At 72.3% G+C, this 20295-nt stretch carries 18 protein-coding genes; 11 read left to right on the forward strand and 7 right to left on the reverse strand.

Annotated features, from left to right (window positions below):
- Nucleotides 1-57 precede the first annotated feature (57 nt).
- Nucleotides 58-930 (forward strand): alpha/beta fold hydrolase, encoded by an 873-nt coding sequence (locus tag ACZ5K7_RS02620; protein ID WP_468909576.1) that lies wholly within the window; start codon nt 58-60, stop codon nt 928-930.
- A 115-nt stretch (nt 931-1045) separates the two neighbouring features.
- On the opposite strand, the gene ACZ5K7_RS02625 is transcribed toward ACZ5K7_RS02620, so the two are convergent.
- Nucleotides 1046-1471 carry a DUF6299 family protein gene (locus ACZ5K7_RS02625; RefSeq protein ID WP_351713754.1) on the reverse strand — a complete coding sequence of 142 codons (426 nt, stop codon included), beginning with the start codon at nt 1469-1471 and terminating at the stop codon, nt 1046-1048.
- Between the two features lie 270 nt (nt 1472-1741).
- Here ACZ5K7_RS02625 and ACZ5K7_RS02630 point away from each other — a divergent pair, with 270 nt between their 5' ends.
- The 6 genes from ACZ5K7_RS02630 (at nt 1742) to ACZ5K7_RS02655 (ending at nt 6462) form a co-directional block, all read left to right on the forward strand.
- Nucleotides 1742-1936: a DUF5999 family protein gene (locus tag ACZ5K7_RS02630; RefSeq protein WP_468909578.1), complete on the forward strand. Its 195-nt coding sequence runs from the start codon at nt 1742-1744 to the stop codon at nt 1934-1936.
- A 151-nt stretch (nt 1937-2087) separates the two neighbouring features.
- Entirely contained in the window at nt 2088-2900 is an 813-nt protein-coding gene (locus ACZ5K7_RS02635; RefSeq protein WP_468909581.1) for a PaaX family transcriptional regulator, read from the forward strand.
- 179 nt (nt 2901-3079) lie between these two features.
- Entirely contained in the window at nt 3080-3631 is a 552-nt protein-coding gene (gene cysC, locus ACZ5K7_RS02640) for an adenylyl-sulfate kinase (protein ID WP_351713748.1), read from the forward strand.
- The gene (gene cysD, locus ACZ5K7_RS02645) at nt 3628-4530 is read left to right on the forward strand and encodes a sulfate adenylyltransferase subunit CysD (RefSeq protein ID WP_468909583.1); all 903 of its coding nucleotides are present in this window, start codon (nt 3628-3630) and stop codon (nt 4528-4530) included. Before cysC ends, cysD begins: the two co-directional genes overlap by 4 nt.
- A gap of 2 nt (nt 4531-4532) precedes the next feature.
- On the forward strand, nt 4533-5768 hold the full coding sequence (locus tag ACZ5K7_RS02650; RefSeq protein ID WP_468909585.1) for a sulfate adenylyltransferase subunit 1: 1236 nt from the start codon (nt 4533-4535) through the stop codon (nt 5766-5768).
- A 244-nt stretch (nt 5769-6012) separates the two neighbouring features.
- Nucleotides 6013-6462, forward strand: coding sequence for an ATP-binding protein (locus ACZ5K7_RS02655; RefSeq protein WP_450972432.1), 450 nt, complete (start codon nt 6013-6015; stop codon nt 6460-6462).
- Here the strand turns inward: ACZ5K7_RS02655 and ACZ5K7_RS02660 are convergent.
- The 3 genes from ACZ5K7_RS02660 to ACZ5K7_RS02670 form a co-directional block, all read right to left on the reverse strand.
- Entirely contained in the window at nt 6422-7864 is a 1443-nt protein-coding gene (locus ACZ5K7_RS02660; RefSeq protein WP_468909589.1) for an amino acid permease, read from the reverse strand. The two genes, ACZ5K7_RS02655 and ACZ5K7_RS02660, sit on opposite strands and share 41 nt — an antisense overlap.
- Nucleotides 7865-7991: 127 nt before the next feature.
- Entirely contained in the window at nt 7992-8999 is a 1008-nt protein-coding gene (gene argF / locus ACZ5K7_RS02665) for an ornithine carbamoyltransferase (protein ID WP_351713266.1), read from the reverse strand.
- A gap of 148 nt (nt 9000-9147) precedes the next feature.
- A complete protein-coding gene (locus ACZ5K7_RS02670) occupies nt 9148-10371 on the reverse strand; it encodes an arginine deiminase (protein ID WP_468909592.1) in 1224 nt (407 codons plus the stop codon).
- Nucleotides 10372-10499: 128 nt separating this feature from the next.
- On the opposite strand from ACZ5K7_RS02670, the gene ACZ5K7_RS02675 reads away from it, so the two are divergent.
- Both ACZ5K7_RS02675 and ACZ5K7_RS02680 read left to right on the forward strand, forming a co-directional pair.
- The gene (locus ACZ5K7_RS02675; protein WP_351713270.1) at nt 10500-11603 is read left to right on the forward strand and encodes an SPFH domain-containing protein; all 1104 of its coding nucleotides are present in this window, start codon (nt 10500-10502) and stop codon (nt 11601-11603) included.
- Nucleotides 11604-11949: 346 nt separating this feature from the next.
- Nucleotides 11950-12843 (forward strand): NAD(+)/NADH kinase, encoded by an 894-nt coding sequence (locus tag ACZ5K7_RS02680; protein WP_351713272.1) that lies wholly within the window; start codon nt 11950-11952, stop codon nt 12841-12843.
- Nucleotides 12844-12861: 18 nt separating this feature from the next.
- Here the strand turns inward: ACZ5K7_RS02680 and ACZ5K7_RS02685 are convergent, their stop codons facing one another.
- From ACZ5K7_RS02685 to ACZ5K7_RS02695, 3 genes are all read right to left on the reverse strand, one after another.
- The gene (locus ACZ5K7_RS02685; protein WP_468909595.1) at nt 12862-15405 is read right to left on the reverse strand and encodes a polynucleotide kinase-phosphatase; all 2544 of its coding nucleotides are present in this window, start codon (nt 15403-15405) and stop codon (nt 12862-12864) included.
- Nucleotides 15402-16892 carry a 3' terminal RNA ribose 2'-O-methyltransferase Hen1 gene (locus ACZ5K7_RS02690; RefSeq protein ID WP_468909598.1) on the reverse strand — a complete coding sequence of 497 codons (1491 nt, stop codon included), beginning with the start codon at nt 16890-16892 and terminating at the stop codon, nt 15402-15404. Before ACZ5K7_RS02690 ends, ACZ5K7_RS02685 begins: the two co-directional genes overlap by 4 nt.
- A 113-nt stretch (nt 16893-17005) precedes the next feature.
- Nucleotides 17006-17944: a DUF4232 domain-containing protein gene (locus ACZ5K7_RS02695; RefSeq protein WP_468909601.1), complete on the reverse strand. Its 939-nt coding sequence runs from the start codon at nt 17942-17944 to the stop codon at nt 17006-17008.
- A 320-nt stretch (nt 17945-18264) separates the two neighbouring features.
- On the opposite strand from ACZ5K7_RS02695, the gene ACZ5K7_RS02700 reads away from it, so the two are divergent.
- Together ACZ5K7_RS02700 and ACZ5K7_RS02705 are read left to right on the forward strand one after the other, a co-directional pair.
- Nucleotides 18265-18975, forward strand: a complete 711-nt coding sequence (locus tag ACZ5K7_RS02700) for a TetR/AcrR family transcriptional regulator (protein WP_468909604.1) — start codon at nt 18265-18267, stop codon at nt 18973-18975.
- Nucleotides 18972-20291, forward strand: a complete 1320-nt coding sequence (locus ACZ5K7_RS02705) for an FAD-binding oxidoreductase (RefSeq protein WP_468909607.1) — start codon at nt 18972-18974, stop codon at nt 20289-20291. Before ACZ5K7_RS02700 ends, ACZ5K7_RS02705 begins: the two co-directional genes overlap by 4 nt.
- The last annotated feature ends 4 nt before the right edge of the window (nt 20292-20295 follow it).

Consider the following 20295-nt stretch of genomic DNA (forward strand, 5'->3'; position numbering starts at 1 on the left):
TCCCGGCCCACCGCCGATGCTGATCGGCTGCTGATTCGGGCGCGGGAGTGTCGGCTCATGAACATCCCCGGTTTCACCGCACACCGTTTCCCGGTCGCCGACGGCGTCTCCCTGCACGTGGCCGTCGGCGGTGCCGGCAGCCCGGTCGTCCTGCTGCACGGCTTCCCGCAGACCCATCTGATGTGGCGGCAGGTTGCCGCCGGCCTCGCCTCCGATCACACCGTGATCTGTCCCGACCTGCGCGGCTACGGCGCCAGCGACAAGCCGGCCGACGCGGACGGGCTGTCGTACGCGAAGCGGACCATGGCCGCCGATGTCGTGGCGCTGGCCCGGGCCCTCGGCCACGAGCGCTTCGCGCTGGCCGGGCACGACCGGGGCGCGCTGGTGGCGTTCCGGGCCGGCCTGGACCACCCGGACGCCGTCACGCACCTGGCCCTCCTCGACGTACTGCCCACCCTGGACATGTGGGAGGTACTGCACGGCACCACCGCCGCCGTCGCCTTCCACCTCTACCTGATGGCCCAGCCCCCGGGCCTGCCCGAGCAGTTGATCGGCGCCGCCCCTGACCTCTTCTTCGGTCACTTCCTCGACCTGTGGACCCGCGACCCCTCGGCGATCCCCGCCGACGTCCGTGCCGTCTATCTCGCGGCCTGCCGGGCGGCGGTGCCCTCGATCGTGGCCGACTACCGGGCCTCGGCCGGCGTCGACACCGAGCACGACCTGGCCGACCGGGCCGCCGGGAACGTCCTGGGCCTGCCGGTGACCGTGCTCCAGCAGGACTGGGGCGCCGCCCTCGGCTACGACGCGGCCGCGCTGTGGCGGGCCTGGGCGCCGGACCTGGAGCACCGCACGGTGGACTGCGGGCACTTCATGGCGGAGGAGGCACCGGACGAGGTCACGTCCGCGCTGCGGAAGCTGCTGACCCGGTGATCCGTGGAGGGGCACCGGCCTGCTCTGCCGGCACGGCGAGGGATGCGCCGGGTCCCGCACCACCCGGCGGCGGCCCGGCACCGCCGGGGTGCCGGGCCGCCGCCGGGAACGCGCCTCAGCCCTTCTTGAGGGTGACGTCCTGCTGCTGGACGGCGTGGAACGAGGGCAGCGGCAGCCCGCCCTGGGGGCGCAGTTCCATGATCGTGGCCTCGACATGGGCCGCACCGGTCTTCAGCTTCTCCGAGGTCACCTTGCCAGTGTTCTTCCAGTGGTGCTTGGCGCCGTCGCACACGGCCATGGTGCCGCCGACGCCGTGGCGGTAGTTCGGCGCTTCCTGGCTGACCGACGAGCTGACGAACACCGGGCCCGTGGCGTCGGTGCAGGTGTAGGTGCCGGAGAGGGTGACCGTGCCGTCGTCGGCGAGACGGCCGGTGGGATCGACGGTCACAGACTCTGATGGGGCGGCGGTCGCGGGGGCGACGGCGGCGCAGAGCAGGGCTGCGGAGCCGAGGGCCGCGGCGAGGGCGGGGCGTAGGGGCATGACATCCTTCCCAGGTCGTGGGGTGGGGCATGCCCTGGATACCGGGCGCCCGGCCCGGGAAGCGTGACCGTCACTCCTTCGGTGGCGCGTCCACCACGCCGAAGACGCCGGTCGCGTCGCGGACGTGCGGCGGTCGTCGTGGGAGCGTCCGGGAGTTGTCCGTGTGTTGTCACAGGTCGCGGCAGGAGGTTCCGCGGCGTTCACGACGGGAGCATGGTCTGGTCATGCCGGTCGGCGACCGTGCCGGAGGCAGACCCGTGGAGGTGCGCCATGTGTTCCCACCCGTTCCCGAGCGCGACGGCCGACCGCGGCCTCCCGCACATCGTCGCCGCCCACCCCGAGCAGGGCTGGACCCTGTTGTGCGACGGGGCGATCGTCTTCGACGACACGGGCGAGCTGCGCCCCGACGGCAGTGTGACCGAGCCGCACCGTGGCCCGGACGGCCGGCTCGCCGTCGCCGCCTGACCCTGCGCGGGCGGGGCCCGGACCGATCATCGGAGGCTCGGCGGACGCCCCGTCGGCCCCCTCCCCCGGCCCCTTCGACGCGCTCTCCGGAATCCTGACTCACGTTCAGGCGCGTACCTGAGGTGACCAGCAGCGATGCCGGGGACCTAAAATGATCAACGTGTCCGAGCAACACGCCCCGAGGTCCCTCATCGTCACGCTCTACGGCGCGTACGGCCGCTTCCTGCCCGGCCCGGTGCCTGTCGCCGAGCTGATCCGGCTGCTGGCCGCCGTCGGCGTGGACGCGCCCTCCGTACGGTCGTCGGTGTCCCGGCTGAAACGCCGCGGTCTGCTGGCCCCGGCCCGCACCGCACAGGGCGCCGCCGGATACGGACTCTCCGCCGAGGCACGCCAGTTGCTGGACGACGGCGACCGCCGGGTGTACGCGGCGGCGCCGCCGGAGGACGCGGGCTGGGTGCTCGCGGTGTTCTCGGTGCCCGAGTCGGAACGGCAGAAGCGGCATGTGCTGCGGTCCCGGCTCGCCGGACTCGGCTTCGGCACGGCCGCCCCCGGGGTGTGGATCGCCCCGGCCCGGCTGTTCGAGGAGACCCGGCACACCCTGCACCGGCTCGGACTCGATCCGTACGTGGACTTCTTCCGCGGCGACCACCTCGGGTTCGCGCCCACCACCGAGGCGGTCGCCCGTTGGTGGGACCTGACAGCGATCGCCAAGGCGCACGAGCAGTTCCTCGACGACCACGAGCCGGTGCTGCGCGGCTGGGAGCACCGGACGGACACCCCGCCCGAGGACGCCTACCACGACTATCTCCTGGCCCTGGACTCCTGGCGCCATCTGCCGTACACCGACCCCGGACTGCCGACGAGCCTGCTGCCCGCCGACTGGCCGGGCACCCGTTCGGCCGCCGTCTTCCGGGCGTTGCACCAGCGGCTGCGGGACCCGGGCGGCACCTTCGCCGGGCTGTGAACGGACCGGTGGGCAGATCGCCGATTGTGAAATGTTCATTGCACGACCCCGTGACCTCTTGCGTACCACGAGTCACTCAGCTAAACCTCAGCTTCCTTAACCACTCCTCTCAGACTTCTTACCTACTCTTCGACGGGTCGTACGCGAGTTTGAGTAGGTAGGGAAGAGGTCTGTTGCGCATGACCACCACGCCAAGGGCTCAGGGGGCCACGGTCTGGCTGACGGGGTTGCCGAGCGCGGGCAAGACGACGATCGCCCGGCTCCTGGGCGATCGGCTCAAGGCCCAGGGACACCGCGTGGAGGTCCTCGACGGCGACGAGATACGCCGCTTCCTCTCGGCCGGCCTCGGCTTCTCCCGGGCGGACCGCAACACCAACGTGCAGCGCATCGGACTGGTCTCCGAGGTGCTGGCGCGCAACGGCGTGCTCTCCGTAGTCCCGGTCATCGCCCCCTACGCCGACAGCCGCGAGGCGGTCCGCAACCGGCACGAGAAGAGCGGCACGCCGTACCTGGAGGTGCATGTGGCGACCCCGGTCGAGGTGTGCAGCGAGCGAGACGTGAAGGGTCTGTACGCCAGGCAGGCCGCGGGCGAGATGACCGGGCTGACCGGTGTCGACGACCCGTACGAGCCGCCCGTCGACCCGGCGCTGGTGCTGCACACCCAGGACCAGACCCCGCAGGAGTCGGCGGACGCGGTGCACGCGCTGCTGAGGGAGCGGGGGCTGGCATGAGCACCTTCACCCTGTCCCACCTGGACGCGCTGGAGTCCGAGGCGGTCCACATCTTCCGTGAGGTGGCCGGCGAGTTCGAGCGGCCGGTGATCCTGTTCTCCGGCGGCAAGGACTCCATCGTCATGCTGCACCTCGCGCTGAAGGCGTTCGCCCCGGCGGCGGTCCCCTTCTCGCTGCTGCATGTGGACACGGGACACAACTTCCCCGAGGTCCTCGAGTACCGGGACCGTGTGGTGGCCGCACATGGGCTGCGCCTCCATGTGGCCTCCGTACAGGACTACATCGACCGGGGTGTGCTGCGCGAGCGGCCCGACGGGACCCGTAATCCGCTGCAGACGCTGCCGCTGACGGAGAAGATCCAGAGCGAGCGCTTCGACGCCGTGTTCGGCGGCGGCCGGCGGGACGAGGAGAAGGCCCGCGCCAAGGAGCGGGTCTTCTCGCTGCGGGACGAGTTCTCCCAGTGGGACCCGCGCCGCCAGCGCCCCGAGCTGTGGAACCTCTACAACGGGCGGCACGCCCCCGGCGAGCACGTCCGGGTCTTCCCGCTCTCCAACTGGACCGAGCTGGACGTCTGGCAGTACATCGCCCGCGAGGGCATCGAGCTGCCGGACATCTACTTCGCCCACCACCGCGAGGTGTTCCGGCGGGGCGGGATGTGGCTGACCGCCGGCGACTGGGGCGGCCCCCGCGAGAACGAGACCGTCGAGAAGCGCCGGGTGCGCTACCGGACCGTCGGTGACATGTCCTGCACGGGCGCGGTGGACTCCGACGCCGGCACGCTGGAGGCCGTGATCACCGAGATCGCCGCCTCCCGGCTCACCGAGCGCGGCGCCACCCGGGCCGACGACAAGCTCTCCGAGGCCGCGATGGAAGACCGCAAGCGCGAGGGGTACTTCTAGGCATGACCAGCACGAGCATCGCCGGCCCGGCCGGTCCGGCCGTCGACACCCTGCGTTTCGCCACCGCCGGCTCGGTCGACGACGGCAAGTCCACCCTCGTCGGACGGCTGCTGCACGACTCCAAGTCGGTCCTCACCGACCAGTTGGAAGCCGTGGAGCAGGCCTCCCTCAGCCGCGGCAAGGACGCCCCCGACCTGGCCCTTCTCACCGACGGGCTGCGCGCCGAGCGTGAGCAGGGCATCACCATCGACGTGGCCTACCGCTACTTCGCCACCCCGAAGCGCCGGTTCATCCTGGCCGACACCCCGGGGCATGTGCAGTACACCCGGAACATGGTCACCGGCGCCTCCACCGCCGAGCTGGCGATCATCCTGGTCGACGCCCGCAACGGGGTCCTCGAGCAGACCCGTCGGCACGCGGCCGTGGCCGCCCTGCTCCGGGTCCCTCATGTCGTCCTCGCGGTCAACAAGATGGACCTGGTCGGCTACGAGCGGGCCGGGTTCGAGCGGATCGTCGCCGACTTCACCGCACAGACCGCCGAGCTGGGCCTTCCCGAGGTCACCGCGATCCCGGTCTCCGCGCTGGTCGGCGACAACGTCGTCGACCGGTCCGCGGCCATGGACTGGTACGGCGGGCCGGCCCTGCTGGAGTTCCTGGAGAGCGTCCCGGTCGCCGCGGACGCGGCCGACGCCCCGGCCCGTTTCCCGGTCCAGTACGTGATCCGGCACGGTGACATCCGTCATTACGCGGGCCAGCTGGTCTCCGGTTCGCTGCGGGTCGGCGACCGGGTCACCGTCCACCCGTCCGGGGAGACCTCCGAGATCGCCGCGATCGACGTGCTCGGCACCGCGGTCGGGGCGGCGCACGCCCCGCAGTCCGTCGGGGTGCGCCTGGCCGACCAGCGCGACGTGTCCCGCGGCGACATGATCACCGCCGGGCCGGAGGTGCCCGTGCTCACCCAGGACGTCACGGCGGCCGTGTGCCATCTGGCCGACCGGCCGCTCAGGGTCGGCGACCGGGTGCTGCTCAAGCACACCACCCGGACCGTCAAGGCGATCGTCCGGGAGCTGGCGGGCGCGGCCGAGCTCACCGCCAACGACCTGGGCCGGATCACCCTGCGCAGCGCCGAGCCGCTGCCGCTGGACGCGTACGCGGTCTCCCGGCGCACCGGTGCGTTCATCCTGATCGATCCGGCGGACGGCGCGACGCTGACCGCGGGGATGGTCGACTTCGTCTGAGTCCCTCTTCGGTCGCAGAGCCCCCGGCGGGTGTCGGGGGCTCTGCGCGTTCGGACGGTCACAAGGTCACGGCGCGTCAATAAGGCGGTAACAGAGCGGGCGGCCGTGAAAGACGGCCCGCCGGCCGGGGTAAGCAGCCTGTTGTCGGGCCGATGGTCCGGTTCGGGGCCCGCCGACGGGCTCCGGGACGGGGCCCGTACCATTCCTACAGTTGAAAGCAGGACAAGCAGTGATCGCCTGCTCCATGAACGGAATCGCCGTGTACGAACCACCTTCCGCCGCCTCCTGGCGCATCGCGCTGCCGCACACCGTCGCGGCCGTGCCGGTCGCCCGTGCCCTGGTGCGTACGGCGATGGAGGAGGCGAGCCACGCGGCCGACCCCGACACCGCCGAGCTGCTCACCGCGGAACTGGTCGCCAACGCCGTCGAGCACACCGCAGGCAAGGGGCCGATAGAGCTGGTCGTCGAGCTGCTGCCGGGCGGCTGCAAGGTCGAGGTCCACGACCCGGACCCGGCGCCGCCCGGCCATCTCACCCGTCCGGTGATCGAGGAGCCCGACCCCATGGACGAGGGCGGGCGCGGTCTGCTGCTGATCCGCGCCCTCAGCGCGTCCTGCGGGCACCGCCCCACCGAGTCCGGCAAGGCGGTGTGGTTCAGGCTTCCTGTAGTACCGCGTCAGTGGCGTCCGGCGTGACCGCGCCGCTGGTCGAAACAGCCAGCGTGGACCTCCGGCGTCCGTAGCCGACGTAGACCAGCAGGCCCACGGCCAGGAAGACGGCGAACTGGATCCAGGTCGTCCACCCGGTCTCGTACATCAGGTACAGGCAGAAACCGACGCCCAGCAGCGGCACGACCGGGTAGAGCGGCACCCGGAAGGTGCGGGCGAGGGCCGGTTCGCGGCGGCGCAGGGCGATCACCGCGATGTTCACCACGGCCATGATCGCGAGGGTGCCGATGGTGCACAGGTTCATCACCGCGTCCAGCGAGGCGAAGGCCGCCGGCAGCGCGAAGACGCCCGCGACGATCAGGGTCCCGGCGACCGGGGTGGCGGTCTTCGGGGAGACCTTCTCGAAGACGCGCGGGATCAGCCCGTCCCGGGACATGGACATGAGGATGCGGGTCTGGCCGTACATCACCGCGAGGACGACGGAGGCGATGGCGACGACCGCGCCGAAAGCGATCACACCGCCGCCGATCGTGGACCCGGTGACCTGGTTGACGACGTAGGAGAGGGCCGCGGGACGCCCGGCCACCCGGTCGCCGCCGATGGCGCCGGTCGCGGCCAGCGCGACCGCGCAGTAGAGCAGGGTGACCACGCCCATGCAGACCAGGATCGCGACGGGGATGTCCCGGCGCGGGTTCTTGGCCTCCTCGCCGGCCGTGGTGATCGCGTCGAAGCCGATGTAGGAGAAGAACGCGGCGGTGGTGCCCGCGCCGATGCCGCCGAGCCCGGCCGGGGAGAACGGCACCAGGTTGCCGTCCTTGAAGGCGCTGAAGCCGATCACGCAGAAGGCGAGCAGGATGACGAGCTTCACGGCCGCCATCGCGGCGGTCGCCCGGGCGCTCTCCCGGACCCCGCGCACCAGCAGCACGGCGGCCATCGCGATGACGATCACGGCGGGGAGGTTCACGATCCCGCCGTCGCCGGGGCCCGCGGACAGGGCGTGCGGGAGCTGGAGGCCGGTGAGGCTGTGCAGCAGTTCGTTGACGTACTGGCTCCAGCCGACGGCGACGGCCGAGATGGAGATGCCGTACTCCAGGAGCAGGCACCAGCCGACCAGGAACGCGGTGGACTCGCCGAGACCTGCGTAGGCGAAGGAGTACGACGATCCGGAGACCGGGATCGCGCCGCCCAGCTCGGCGAAGGAGAGGGCGGTGAAGACGCAGGTGACCGCGGCGAGGACGAACGAGATCACGACGGCCGGGCCGGCCTGGGCGACCGAGTCGGAGAGCCCGACGAAGATGCCGGTGCCGACGATCGCGCCGATGCCGAAGCAGATCAGCTGGAAGAGGCCCATGGTGCGGCGGAGGCCGTGGCCCGCGCGGTCGGCGCCGGATTCGGCGACCAGCAGGTGCGGGGACTTGATGCGGGGCATGCGGGTGGTGCTCGTTTCTGGTGGTGCGGGTGCGATCCGGGTCGGTCGCCGGGGCGGCCGCGGCAGGGGTGGCGCCGGGCCGCCGGAAAGAATAAGGCCTGGTGAGGGCGGAGCGGTACGGCGGCGGTCAGCCGAGTGTGGCCACCAGTACAGCCTTGATGGTGTGCATCCGGTTCTCGGCCTCGTCGAAGACGACCGAGTGCTCGGACTCGAACACCTCGTCGGTCACCTCCAGCTCGGTCAGTCCATGGCGCTCGTAGATCTCCCGGCCGACGTCGGTGCCCAGGTCGTGGAAGGCCGGGAGGCAGTGCAGGAACTTGACGTCGGGGTTGCCGCTGGCGCGCAGCACGTCCATGGTCACGGCGTACGGGCCGAGCAGCGCGATCCGCTCGTCCCAGACCTCCTTGGGCTCGCCCATCGAGACCCAGACGTCGGTGGCGATGAAGTCGGCGCCCCGCACGCCCTCCTTCACGTCGTCGGTGAGCGTGATCCGGGCGCCGGACGCGTCGGCGAGCCGCTGGGCCAGCTCGACGATGGTGTCGTCCGGCCACAGCAGCCGGGGCGCCACGATCCGCACGTCCATGCCGAGCAGGGCGCCGGTGACGAGGTAGGAATTGCCCATGTTGTAGCGGGCGTCGCCGAGGTAGGCGAAGGCCATGCCGGTGAGCGGCTTGTCGCTGTGTTCGGTCATGGTGAGCACGTCGGCGAGCATCTGGGTGGGGTGCCACTCGTCGGTGAGCCCGTTGTAGACGGGCACCCCCGCGAACGCGGCCAGCTCCTCGACCACGCCCTGGCTGTGCCCGCGGTACTCGATCGCGTCGAACATCCGGCCGAGGACCCGGGCGGTGTCCTTCACCGACTCCTTGTGGCCGATCTGCGAGCCCGCCGGGTCCAGGTACGTGGTGTGCGCGCCCTGGTCGGCGGCGGCGACCTCGAAGGCGCAGCGGGTGCGGGTGGACGTCTTCTCGAAGACCAGCGCGATGTTCCTGCCGCGCAGGTACGGCGTCTCGGCCCCGGCCTTCTTGGCCGCCTTCAGCTCGGCGGCCAGCTCGACCAGCCCGCGGAACTCCTCCTGGGTGAAGTCCAGCTCCTTGAGGAAGTGGCGGCCGGTGAGGGCGGTCGGGACTGTCGCCATGGGGGCGCTCCAGCAGTAGAGATCGACGCGGGACTTTTGGAAGTCTATACGATGTTTCACATTTCTATACAGGCAGCTCCGGTCCTCTACACCTCCGGTTTTCCACGTCTCCGGTTTTCCACGTCTCCGGTTTTCCACGGCTCCGGTCTCATACGGCGTCCCGCTCCACCGGGCAGCTCATGCAGCGCGGACCGCCCCGCCCCCGGCCCAGCTCGCTGCCCGGGATCTCGATCACCTCGATGCCCTGTTTGCGCAGATGGGTGTTGGTGGTGGAGTTGCGCTCGTAGGCGACGACCACACCGGGTTCGACGGCGAGGACGTTGCAGCCGTCGTCCCACTGCTCGCGCTCGGCCGCGTGCACGTCCTGGGTGGCGGTGAGGACCCGGATCTCGCTGAGACCGAGGGCGGCGGCGATCGCGCGGTGCATGTGCTCCGGCGGATGGTCGGTGACCTTGAGCTCCTTCTCGCCGGCGCCCGGTTCGATGGTGTAGGAGCGGAGCATGCCGAGCCCGGCGTACTGGGTGAAGGTGTCGCCGTCGACCATCGTCATCACGGTGTCGAGGTGCATGAAGGCGCGCCGCTTCGGCATGTCCAGGGCCACGATCGTCTGCGCGGAGCCCGCCTCGAACAGCTTGTGCGCGAGCATCTCCACGGCCTGCGGGGTGGTGCGCTCGCTCATCCCGATCAGGACCGCGCCGCTGCCGATCACCAGGACGTCACCGCCCTCGATGGTCGAGGGGTAGGCGGCCTGCCCCTCCGACCAGACGTGGAACGTTTCGCCACGGAAGAGCGGGTGGTGCCGGTAGATCACCTCGAAGTGCACGGTCTCGCGCTGCCGGGCGGGCCAGCGCATGGCGTTGATGGAGACGCCGTCGTAGACCCAGGCGGAGGTGTCGCGGGTGAAGAGGTGGTTGGGGAGCGGTTCGAGGAGGAAGTCGTCGAGGTCCATGACGTGGAAGCGGACCGAGGTGGGTTCCGCGTGCCCGTCCAGGAACTCCCGCTTGGTCATGCCGCCGACCAGCGCCTCGGCCAGCTGGGGTGCGGGCAGGTCCTCGAAGGCCGCGCGCAGATGGTCGGTGGCGAGCGGGCCGTACTCCTTCTCGTCGAAGACACGGTCCAGGACGAGGGTGCGAGCCGCCGGGATGGCCAGCGTCTCGGTGAGCAGGTCGCCGAAGAGATGGACGGCGACCCCGCGGTCCCTGAGCACGTCCGCGAAACCGTCGTGCTCGGCCCTGGCCCGGCGTACCCAGAGGAGGTCGTCGAAGAGAAGGGCGTCCTTGTTGCTGGGGGTGAGCCTTTTGAGCTCCAGATCCGGCCGGTGCAGGATGACGCGGCGCAGCCGCCCGGCTTCGGAGTCGACGTGGAATCCCATGACTCCATCCTGACCATCGCGGACCGGGTTCACCCCCAGGTCGACCGTTTCTTATTCTCGTCCCCTTGACGACAAGCGGAACGGGGGCGATTATTGTCATGCTGACTCTAAATCACGAGGGGGACTTCATGGCCGACATCACCCGGCGGCTGGGCCGGCGCCATCTGCGCGGAGCCCCGACGGCGCACATCAGACATCACCGGGGCGGAAAGCTGCTGCACGACGGGCCGGGCATCAGCTTCTGGTTCCGCGCGCTCACCGCGGCGATCTCCGAGATACCGGTCGACGACCGCGAACTGACGATGACCTTCCACGCCCGTACGGCCGACTTCCAGGACGTGTCGGTGCAGGCGACCGTCACCTACCGCGTCGGCGACCCGGCGCTGGCCGCCGCCCGCCTCGACTTCTCGATCGACCCCGACACCGGTGTCTGGCGCGGCACCCCGCTGGAGCAGCTGGGCACCCTGCTCACGGAGACGGCCCAGCAGCACGCGCTGGCCGTGCTGGCCCGCACCCCGCTGGCGGCGGCGCTGGTCGACGGGGTGACGGCGGTCCGGGAGCGGATCGCCGAGGGGCTGGGCGCGGAGCCCCGGCTGCCGGCCACCGGGATCGAGGTGGTGGCCGTGCGGGTGATGGCGCTGCGTCCGGAACCGGAGGTGGAGCGGGCGCTGCGCACCCCGGCCCGCGAGCAGATCCAGCAGGAGGCCGACCGGGCCACCTACGAGCGGCGGGCGGTGGCCGTCGAGCGGGAGCGGGCGATCGCCGAGAACGAGCTGGCCAGCCAGATCGAACTGGCCCGCCGCGAGGAGCAGTTGGTCGAACAGCGCGGCACGAACACGCGGCGCGAGGCGGAGGAGCACGCGGCGGCCGACGCGGTGCGCGCGGAGGCGGAGGCCGCCAGGTCCGTGAAGCTGGCGGAGGCGGAGGCGGCGCGCACGGTACGGCTCGCGGAGGCGGAGGCGGCCCGGGCGGTGAAGCTGGGCGAGGCCGAGGCGGCCCGGGCGGTCACGCTCGCGCGGGCCGAGGCCGAGGCGGCCCGGGAGGTCGGCGAGGCCCGGGCCGCGGCACAGGCGGCCTGGCTGCGGGTGCACGGCGAGGTGGACGTGGCCACGCTGCACGCCCTCACGGGCACGCGGCTCGCCGAGAACCTGCCGCGCATCGACAGCGTGACCGTGTCGCCGGACGTGCTGACGGGGCTGCTGGCGAAGCTGGGCTCGGCGGAGGGGTCGTGAACGCGGCCCACAGGTCCCCGGCAGGGAACGGCACGGGGGGCGCGGCCGCCCGGAGGGCCGCCGAATCGGCGGCACCCCGCCCGACCACCCCACCGAACCCCACCGCCCAACACAGCCGAACCCCCACGGGGAAAGCAACCAGGAGCACAGCCGCCCACCGGGCCGCGGAACCAGCCGCACCCCGGACGACCACCCCACCGAACCCCACCGCCCAACACAGCCGAACCCCCACCGCGAAAGCCACCAGGAGCACAGCCGCCCACCGGGCCGCAGAACCAGCCGCACCCCGGACGGCCGGGCCGCCGGGGCCTGCCGTCGGGCTCGGTCGGCGCCCGGAGGCGGCGTCATGAGCCTCGCGCCCCGCGTGGTCCTCGTCCACCGCACCACCGAGTACGACGAGTTGGTGGCCCACCACGGCACCCACGGGCAGGCCGCCTTCTTCCTCTCCACCCGCGGGCGGGACATCGAGGAGATCGCCGAGCGGCACCGTCGGACCGGGCGGGCCCTCGCCGAGGTGACCGCGGCGATTCCGCTGACCTGGCGTCAGGCCCGGGTCGAGCGGGCGGACCTGGACCGTTTTCTCTTCGGGCCCGAGGACGTGGTCCTGGTGGTCGGCCAGGACGGGCTGGTGGCGAACGTGGCCAAGTACCTGGACGGCCAGCCGGTGATCGGCATCGACACCGACCCCGGCCGCAACCCCGGTGTGCTGGTACGGCACCGGCCGGAGCACGCGGCCCTGCTGCTGGCCTCGTTCGAGGCCACCCGTGCCGACGAGCTGACCATGGTCGAGGCGGTGGCCGACGACACCCAGCGGCTCGTGGCGCTCAACGAGATCTATCTGGGAACCGCCGGTCATCAGACCGCCCGATACCGCCTGGGCCTCGAGGACGACGGGGGTGTCGTCGAGGCCCAGGCCTCCTCCGGGGTGCTGGTGGGCACCGGCACCGGGGCCACCGGCTGGCTGCGCTCGCTGTGGCAGGAGCGCGGCGCCCGGCTGACGCTGCCCTCCCCCACCGAGGACCGCCTGCTGTGGTTCGTCCGGGAGGCCTGGCCCTCGCCGGCGACCGGGACCTCCCTGGTCGCCGGCGAGCTGACCGCCTCGGCGGCCCTGACGCTCACGGTCGAGTCGGACCGTCTGATCGCCTTCGGCGACGGCATCGAGACCGACGCCCTGGAGCTCACCTGGGGGCAGACGGTCCGGGTCGGAGCCTGTGCCCACCGGCTCCGGCTGGTCGGCTGACCCCGGTGCCGGCCGGCCTCACAGCCGGGGGTCGACCGGCTCCGACTCCAGGGCCAGCACCCCGAACACCGCCTCGTGGATCCGCCACAGCGGTTCGCCGTCCGCGAGGCGGTCCAGGGCCTCCAGACCCAGGGCGTACTCGCGGATCGCCAGGGACCGCTTGTGGTTGAGGAAGCGGCCCCGCAGGCGGGTGAGGTTGTCGGGGCGGGTGTACTCGGGGCCGTAGATGATCCGCAGGTACTCGCGGCCCCGGCACTTGATGCCGGGCTGGACCAGCCGGCCCTTCGGGTCGCGCACCACCGCGCCGAGCGGCTTGACGACCATGCCCTCGCCGCCCCGGCCGGTCATCTCCAGCCACCAGTCGACGCCGGTCCGCACCGACTCCGGGTCCCCGGTGTCGACGTACAGGCGCCGGGTGGTCCGGAGCAGGCCGGTCGGGTCGTTCTCCACCAGCCGGTCCAGGAGGGCGAGTTGCTCGTCGTGCGGAAGCGCGGCGAGGCTGCGGCCCTGCACCGCGAGGATCTGGAAGGGGGCGAGGCGCACCCCGTCCAGGCCCTCGGTGGTCCAGCAGTACCGGCGGTAGGCGTCGGTGAACGCGGCCGCGTCGGCGGCGCGTTCACGCTGCCGGGTGAGCAGGCCGCCGACGTCCACACCGCGCGCCGACGCCCCCTCCAGGGCGGCCAGCGCACCCGGGAACACCGCGCCGGAGGCGGCGCCCACCGCCGCGTACTGGGTGCGCAGCAGGCCGCCTGCCTTGAGCGACCAGGGCAGCAGCTCGGCGTCAAGCAGCAGCCAGTCGGTGGCCAGTTCGTCCCAGAGCCCGGCCGCGTCGACCGCGGCGCGGATCCGGCCGAGGATCTCCTCGGTCACCGACTCGTCGTCGAGGAACGGGCGTCCGGTGCGGGTGTAGAGGGAGCCGGTGGGGCCGGGCGCGACACCGAAGCGCTTGTGCGCCACCTCGGCGTCCCGGCAGACCAGGGCCACCGCCCGCGAGCCCATGTGCTTCTCCTCGCACACGACCCGGGCGACCCCGTCCTCGGCGTACTGCGCGAAGGCCTCGGCCGGGTGCTCCAGGTAGCCGTCGACGCGCGAGGTCGCCGTCGGGGCCATGGTCGGCGGCAGGTACGGCAGCAGGCGCGGGTCGATCGCGAAGCGGCTCATCACCTCCAGGGCGGCCGCCGCGTTCTCCTCGCGGACCGCGATCCGGCCCTGGTACCGGGTCTCCACGACCCGCCGGCCCCGCACGTCCGCCAGGTCGAGCGGGCGTCCGTCCTGGCCGCCGGGCGCCTCGGAGCGCAGCGGCCGGGCCGGCTCGTACCAGACCCGCTCGGCAGGTACGTCGACCAGCTCCCGCTCCGGCCAGCGCAGCGCGGTCAGCTTGCCGCCGAAGACGGCGCCGGTGTCCAGGCAGATGGTGTTGTTCAGCCAGCTCGCCTCCGGGACGGGCGTGTGGCCGTAGACGACGGCCGCCCGGCCCCGGTAGTCCTCGGCCCACGGGTAGCGCACCGGCAGGCCGAACTCGTCGGTCTCGCCGGTGGTGTCGCCGTACAGCGCGTGCGAGCGGACCCGGCCGGAGGTGCGGCCGTGGTACTTCTCGGGCAGCCCGGCGTGGCAGACGACCAGCTTCCCGCCGTCGAGGACGTAGTGGCTGACCAGACCGTCGATGAACTCCCGTACCTGCTGGGCGAACTCCTCGCTCTCGCCCTCCATCTGCTCGATGGTCTCGGCGAGTCCGTGGGTGTGCTGGACCTTGCGGCCCCTGAGATACCGCCCGTACTTGTTCTCGTGGTTGCCGGGCACGCACAGGGCGTTGCCCGAGCTCACCATCGACATCACCCGGCGCAGCACGCCCGGGCTGTCCGGGCCGCGGTCGACGAGGTCGCCGACGAACACGGCGGTTCGGCCGTCGGGGTGCACGCCGTCGGCGTAGCCCAGCTTGCCGAGCAGCAACTCCAGTTCCGAGGCGCAGCCGTGGATGTCGCCGACGATGTCGAAGGGGCCGGTGAGGTGGGTCAGGTCGTTGAAGCGCTTCTCGGTGACGACGGTCGCCGACTCCGCCTCCTCCACACCGCGCAGGATGTGCACCTTGCGGAAGCCCTCGCGCTCCAGGTGCCTGAGGGAGCGCCGGAGTTCGCGGATGTGGCGCTGGATGACCCGGCGGGGCATGCCGGCGCGGTCGGCGCGGGCCGCGTTGCGCTCGGCGCACACCTCCTCGGGGATGTCCAGGACGATCGCGATGGGCAGCACGTCGTACTGCCTGGCCAGGTCGATCAGCTGGCGCCGGGACTCCTGCTGCACGCTGGTGGCGTCGACGACCGTACGGCGGCCGGCCGCCAGGCGCTTCCCCGCGATGTAGTGCAGCACGTCGAAGGCGTCCTTGGTGGCGCCCTGGTCGTTCTCGTCGTCGGAGACCAGTCCCCGGCAGAAGTCGGAGGAGATCACCTCGGTCGGCTTGAAGTGGCGGCGCGCGAAGGTGGACTTGCCGGAGCCGGAGGCGCCGACGAGCACGACCAGGGAGAGGTCGGTGACGGGAAGGACCCGTCCAGTCGTCTGCTCGGTCATGCTGCCTTCGCCTCCTTCACGGCGGGAGCGGTGGTGTTCAGCTGGGCTGTGCTCATCTCGAAGACGGCCATCTGGGTGGGCGGACCGACCTCTGGGTCGTCCGGGCCCACGGGCACGAACTCGACCTCGTAGCCGTGGAGTTCGGCGACCCGGGCGGCCCAGGCGCGGAACTCCTCGCGGGTCCACTCGAAGCGGTGGTCGCCGTGCCGGACGTGTCCGGCGGGGAGGGTCTCCCAGCGGACGTTGTACTCGACGTTCGGCGTGGTCACCAGGACCGTGCGCGGGCGGGCGGCGCCGAACACGGCGTACTCCAGGGCGGGCAGCCGGGGCAGGTCGAGGTGCTCGACGACCTCACTGAGCACGGCGGCGTCGTACCCCTTGAGCCGCTGGTCGGTGTAGGCCAGCGAGCCCTGGAAGAGCTTGACACGGGACGCCTGGCGTTCGCCCATGCGGTCCAGCCCCAGCCGGCGTGCGGCGATGGTGAGCGCCCGCACCGACACGTCGACGCCGACGATCTCGGTGAACGACGGGTCCTTCAGCAGCGCCTGCACCAACTGGCCCTGCCCGCAGCCGAGGTCGAGGACCCGGGCGGCACCGGCCCGGCGCAGCGCCCCGAGGATCGCCTCGCGGCGCTGTACCGCGAGCGGCGCCGGCTTCTCCTCCGTCTCCGTCTCCTCCTCGACCGCGTTGTCGATCTCCTCGACCTCGCTGTCGTCGGTCTCGGCGAGCCGCACCAGCTCCAGCCGCTCCATCGCCTGCCGGGTCAGCGACCAGCGGCGGGAGAGGTAGCGGGTGGTGATGAGCTTCTGCTCGGGGTGGCCGGGCAGCCAGCCCTCGCCCGCCCGCAGCAGCTTGTCGACCTCTTCGGCGGACACCCAGTAGTGCTTGGCGTCGTCGAGGACGGGGAGCAGGACGTAGAGGTGGCGCAGCGCCTCGGCGAGGGTCAGCTCCTCGGACTCCAGGACGAGACCGACGTACCGCGAGTCGCCCCACTCCGGGAACGTGGTGTCCAGGGCGACCGGTTCGGCGGTCACCGTCCAGCCGAGCGGCTCGAAGAGGTGTCGTACCAGGTCGGGGCCGCCCCGTGCGGGCAGCGCCGGAACCTCGACGCGCAGCGGCCTGGTCTGCTCCGGGGCTTCGGGGCGGGCCCGGCACACGCCGCGCATCGCGCTGGAGAAGACGTTGCCGATCGCCACGGCCAGCAGCGAGGAGGCCGCGTACGGGCGGTCGTTGACGTACTGCGCGAGCGCCGCGTCGGGTGCCCCGCCGCGTCCCTTGCCCTTTCCGCGCCGGACCAGCGCCACCGCGTCGACCTCCAGGAGCAGGGCCGCCGTGCAGCGCTCGGCGTCCGCCTCGGGGTAGAAGACGTGCGCGATGCCGTAGGAGGTCGAGAACGTCTGCGCGCTGTCGGGATGCTTGTGCAGCAGGAACCCGAGGTCGGTCGCGGGACGTTCGGGGGTGCCGGTGGTGGTGAGCGTCAGGAACACGGTGGGTCGCCTCGAAAAGGGTCAGGAAATAGTGCGAAAGCGCTGGTCGTGCGCTTGTGCGCGGTTCCAACGTACAGAGGGTCGCCGTGCGGGGCCGCCGAATTTCTCCCGCGTTACCGGTCGGCCCGCTGCCACGCGCCGACGCCGAGCTTCCCCGTCGTCCCGAGATCCAGGCCCGGGGTGACCACGACGGGCGCGGCGCCCGGCTTCGCCAGGACCCGGACGTAGGGCACGTTCACCGCCGTGCCCGCCAGTGTCGTGTTGCGCCAGATCAGGCCGGAAAGGGCGGCTTCACCGGGCTTCAGGACGAGGGGCCCGGGCGGGTCGTCGAAGCCGGTTCCCGTGGCGATGGCGGCGCCGCCGTGCAGGATGCGTATGCCGTCGACGGGCTCGCGGTTGTCGTCCAGGAGGCTCAGCTGCGGATAGCCGTCGAGCGAGTAGTCCCGCTTTCCGCAGTTCTGCAGGTGGAGCCCGACGACGCGCAGGCCCATCGCGGCGTCGCCGTCGTCGGCCCACAGCCGCACGCCCGAGGAGGGACAGGCACCCGTCTCGGCCGGTGCCTCGTCGGCGGGCACCTTGGTGACCTTGGCGACCTTCACCTTGGTCACCGGGGAGGCGCCGGGGGCGAGCACGCCCAGGTCGACGGTTCCGCTGGTGCTGCGGCCCGGCCGGACCCCGGGCACGGTCACCTCCTTGTTGTCCATGACGGCGCCGGTGTCCGTCGTGAAGTCGAAGAGCACGGTGTAGGTCATGGCTTCGTCGCCGTCGTTGCTGACCTGGTAGGCGGCGGAGATGCCGGAGTCACCGGGCACGGTCAGCGGGTCCGCGTGCACCCGGCCCAGGGCGGCGGACGGGGTCGGGCTCGGGGAGGCCGCGGGGATGGTGACCGAGGTGATCCGGACGCCGTCCACCGGCGGGTCGGTGACGGTGGCGCGGGGTGCCGGGACGTCCGCGCCGGCGCCGCGGCCGGTGTCCGCGTGCTCCGCGCCGCACGCCGTGGCCAGGAGAAGGGCGGCGGCGGGGGCGAGGAGACGGGGGTGAGGTCTGCGCATCGGGCCACCTCATCAGGACGAACCCCGAACGAGTGTGGTGGAGGCCATAGTTCCGGTCACAGCCGCGTCACAGCCGGTCGCATGCGCGGCCCGGGGCGGCTACGACAGCCGCGACCGGACCTGTGCGGAGACCGGCTCCAGGTGGTCCAGGTCGGACCGTCCGAGGGCCTGGACTCAGCAGCGCCGCGGCCGGTCGCGTCGACGACGAGCACGCCGGCCGCGGCCACGCCGACACGGCTCCTCGGACCCCGCTGGACCACTGCTCATCTGCTCATGCACAGCCTCGGAGGCCGCTAATGACCAGATGTACATTAGGGCCCGTGACCACCACGACGTCAGGCGGCGAGCCGCCCGCCCGGAAGCGGGTGCGGGCGCCCGAGGCACATCGAGAGGCGATCCTCGAAGCGGCGCGGGCCGCGTTCGCCGAGCGGGGATACGCGCGGGCCACCATCCGGGAGATCGCGGGCCGGGCCGGGGTCACCCACGGTCTGGTGATGCGGCACTTCGGCTCGAAGGAGCGGCTGTTCCTGGCCGCCGTGCCCGGCACCCGGGACCTGCCGGAGCTGGTGCCCGGACCGCCCGGGACCCTGCCGGACCGGATCGCGCGGGCGTTCGTCGAGCGCATGGAGCGTGCCGACGGCGGCGATCCGTTCCTCGCGCTGATCCGCGGCGCCGCCTCCGACGAGAGCGCGGCGACCGCCCTGTACACGGCGATGCGGCAGAGCAGCACGGAGGCCTACCGCACGGTGCTGACCGGGCCCGACGCCGACGAGCGCATCGACCTGCTCGGCGCGCATCTCATCGGGGTCGCCTTCAGCCGGTATGTGCTGCGCACCGGGCCGGTGGCCGAGATGGCGCCGGAGCGGCTGGTGCGCTACCTGGCGCGGACCCTGCGCTGCGCGCTGGAGCCGCTCGACGAAGCCGAAACCGAAGCCGAAGCCGAAGCCGAAACCGAAACCGTAGCCCTAGCCAAAGCCGTAGCCGAAGCCGAAGCCGTAGCCGTAGCCGAGGAAGGGAACTCCCCGTCATGACGTCCACGCTGCCGCCGGTCCCGCCGTCCCTGGCCGGGCGGATCGTCGTACCGGACGACGCGCGGTACGAGCGGTTGCGGCACTGCTATGTGCACCGCGGCGCCCCCGCCGCCGTGCTGCTGCCCGAGGACGCCGGACAGACCGCCGAGGCGCTGGGGTACGCGCGCTCGCTGGGCTCGGTGGTCTCGGTGCGCAGCGGCGGGCACGGCATCAGCGGCCGCTCCACCAATGACGGCGGCGCTGTCGTCGACATGTCCCGCCTCGACGAGGTGCGGATCCTGGACCGGGCCCGGCGGCGGATCCGGGTCGGGGCGGGTGCCCGCTGGGGGCGGGTGGCGCAGGTCCTGGCGCCGCACGGGCTCGCCGTCAGTTCCGGGGACACCGGTGACGTGGGCGTGGGCGGGCTGGCCACGGCCGGCGGCATGGGCTGGTTCGCGCGACTGCACGGGCTGACCGTCGACCATGTGACGGCGGTCGAACTCGTCCTGGCCGACGGCAGGTCGGTGCGGACGGACGCCGAGCTGGAGCCCGACCTGTTCTGGGCCGTGCGCGGGGCGGGCGGGAACTTCGGCGTCGTCACCGCCGTGGAACTGGAGGCGTACGAGACGGGTGACGTGGTCTTCGCCGACCTCGTCTTCGACGCGGCGGACGCGGCGGGGTTGATCGAGGCGTGGGGTGCGGTGCTGGAGGCGGCGCCGCGCGAGCTGACCAGCTTTCTGACGTTCATGCCCGGCGGCCCGGGCCGCCCGCAGCTGGCCAATGTCACGGCGGTGTATGCGGGAAGCGCCGAACACGGCGCCGCCGAACGGGCGTTGACACCGCTGCTCGGCATCGGCCCGCCGCTCCGGCAGCGGGCGGTGCTCGCGCCGTACCCGGCGCTGGTGCCGGTGAGCGGCGCCGCGCACCATGGGCAGCAGCAGCTCAGCGCCACCCGCTCCGGCCTGCTCGACCACCTCACCGCGGACGCGGCACGGGCGGTCGCGGACGCCCTGGGGTCGGGGCAGGTGCTGATGGAGCAGTTCCGTTCGGTGGGCGGGGCGGTCAACGACGTGGATCCGGCGGCCACCGCCTACGCCCACCGCACCCAGAACTTCTCGCTGCTCGCCGCGACCGTCCCCGAACGGGAACGGGAGCTCGACGTGCACTGGGCGCGGCTGGCCCCGCACCTGAACGGCTTGTATCTCAGCTTCGACACCCGACGCACCCCGGACGTGCTGGCGGAGGCGTTCCCCGAGCCGGCCCTGACCCGGCTGCGCGCCCTGAAGGACCGCTACGACCCGGAGAACGTCTTCGACCGCAACTTTCCGCTGAAGTAGCGGG

The sequence above is a fragment of the Streptomyces sp. NPDC031497 genome (genome assembly GCF_055580905.1).